Origin of the sequence: Endozoicomonas ascidiicola (genome assembly GCF_001646945.1) — a bacterium.
Lineage (GTDB): Bacteria > Pseudomonadota > Gammaproteobacteria > Pseudomonadales > Endozoicomonadaceae > Endozoicomonas > Endozoicomonas ascidiicola.
The window spans coordinates 1-2,201 of the sequence record NZ_LUTV01000028.1 but is presented as its reverse complement, the minus strand read 5'-3'; the positions used below and the strand labels follow the sequence as shown (position 1 = coordinate 2,201).

Below are 2,201 nucleotides of genomic sequence, written 5' to 3'. Positions count from 1 at the left end.
GGCGTTAGCTGCTGTGTTTCTACCAGAATTGCAAAACTGAGAGTTTTTTAGCGTTGGAAGTTTTTTGGTCTGTTCTATCGAAAAGTTAATAAGAAATCGATAAGCTTCGTTTTGCAAGCTGGCGTGAGAGTTTTGTCGTTAATTCCTTCTTTTATGCCAGCGTCAAAATCGTAGTTTGCTGTTTTTTTTCCCAAGCTGGCAGGCGGTAGCGTACTAGTTTCCTTTTGCCGCGCCAGCGCAGTGATCGTTTTCCTTTCCATCTTTTTGGACGGAGAGTTGGTGGGGAAGGGAGCAGGTTTTCTGTAGCGTAAAAATTTTCAGGTCTATCGCAGGCCAGGAAGGTACATTGTCGTAAACTTCAAGTAGTCAAACCGTCTGGTTCAAACTGCTTCGAGAATTTTTTGGTCAGTGTGTTTTTCAGCAGCGTTCAAAACCTCTGGTTGTAAATCTTCTGTTTTTTACTTTGTCGCCAGTTGTACTTGCTTCAGGTTTACGTCACGCTTTAAGCATTTTACGGGCTTACGCAGCTAACAATAAAATCGTGTTTGTTCCGCTGCGCTCCACCGGACGCGCCTGAGGCGCGCCGCACATTTTGGCGTTAGCTGCTGTGTTTCTACCAGAATTACAAACCTGAGAGTTTTTCAACGCGACAGGTTTTGGCTCTAAACTATTGTACAGGCTGGCCATAAAGATTCGTATTTGCTGGTTCAATCTGTGCTGAGAGGTTGATGATCGAGTTTGTACAAGGCCAGCTTCTACATTGTCGTTTGCTTTTAGTTTTCAAACCTTCTGGTTCAAACTGGTTTGCGGCATTTTGGTTCAGTGCGGTTTTAAACAATGTTCTCAATCTTGAACAGAAAACAAAAAGGTTTTCCCTGTCGGAGAGTTTTTTACATTGTCGTTTGCTTGTAGTTTTTAAACCTTCTGGTTCAAACTGGGTTTCGGCATTTTTGTTCAGTGCAGTTTTCAGCAATGTTCTCAACCTTGAGCAGAAACCTGCGAGTTCTCATTTGCTGCAAGTCGTTTCGCTGCGGGTTTGGTGCAAAAAGCAGAGATTGTTCTGGCTTCCGCAGCTAACAATAAAATCGTGTTCGTGCTACGCACCGGACGCCAACGGCGCCGCACATTTTGGCGTTATGCGGAATAGTGGCCATGGAGAATAACAATTGAGTAATAAGTTTTTTGATCCTCATAAAAGTTTCTTGAGTTTAAAAATATTGTGGATCGTTATCAGTATCCACTTCAGTATTGCTTTACTAATTTCTTTGGCAATAATATTGAATCTAGAAAGTAAGCTAGATTTTTCTCACTCTGGATTTAATAATTTCTTATTAATATTTAAAGTACCACTCAGTATTCTAGCTTTAACCATTCCGATTATTGCTCTATTAGCTGCAAACCATCGCTCAGAACAAACAAAAGAACAAATGCGGCTTGCATCTCAACAGAATGATTTTTCAAATTACTTCAAGCATCTTGAAGAGTTTGAAAAATATTGCACACACATTTTTAATGTTAAATCTGCCAGGTTAAAGTCACCAAGAAAATATCATGACTTAGCTTTTCCGCTTTCAAAGAATGGAATATTCATAGCTTCAAAAAATTTCACTGAACAAGCTGATAAATTCATAGAAGAGTTTATTGATATCAGTGACAAATTAAAAGAAGGTGAAGTGGAGGAAAGAAATCAAACGTTAGCAGATCTTCAAAGGGTTCTTTCAAACTATAGTGAATTTTATCAAGTTACATCTTATGGCAGCGGAGGTGGTAGCAGAATAAATATAGGTGAAAACGGAATAACAATCCCTGACGGAAATATTAAAAATTTCCTCTATCAAATACATACGATTACCACTGTAATAAATAATTCACTATCATTTGACACAGCATATACCCCATCAGACACATTTAAAATGATTTTATCATTAAAACTATCAGTAATCCCAGATTGGAAAATTGAAAGTAAAACAAGATACAGTTTTAAGGCTGTGGTAAATTCCGCATAACAAAAAAATCGTGTTCGTGCTGCGCACCGGACGCCTACGGCGCCGCACATTTTGGCGTTAGCTGCTGTGTTTCTACCAGAGGTTGCAAACCTGAGAATTTGTTAGCGTTGCGAGCTTTTTTGTTCTTTTTCTGTCGAAAAGGTCAGAGGAAATCAGTAAGCTTCGTTGTGCAAGCTGGCGTGAGAGTTTTGTCGT

General features: G+C 39.5%; 2 protein-coding genes. Both read left to right on the top strand.

Annotation, left to right across the window (positions count from 1 at the left end):
- The first annotated feature begins 728 nt into the window (after nucleotides 1-728).
- Nucleotides 729-1,163 carry a hypothetical protein gene (locus tag AKL11_RS25480; protein WP_157673761.1) on the top strand — a complete coding sequence of 145 codons (435 nt, stop codon included), beginning with the start codon at nucleotides 729-731 and terminating at the stop codon, nucleotides 1,161-1,163.
- A gap of 3 nt (nucleotides 1,164-1,166) precedes the next feature.
- A complete protein-coding gene (locus AKL11_RS24295) occupies nucleotides 1,167-2,006 on the top strand; it encodes a hypothetical protein (protein ID WP_067522937.1) in 840 nt (279 codons plus the stop codon).
- The last annotated feature ends 195 nt before the right edge of the window (nucleotides 2,007-2,201 follow it).

Excerpts from the sequence above, each read along its gene's own strand:
- AKL11_RS25480 (WP_157673761.1), top strand. The coding sequence starts at position 729 with ATGATCGAGTTTGTACAAGGCCAGCTTCTACATTGTCGTTTGCTTTTA.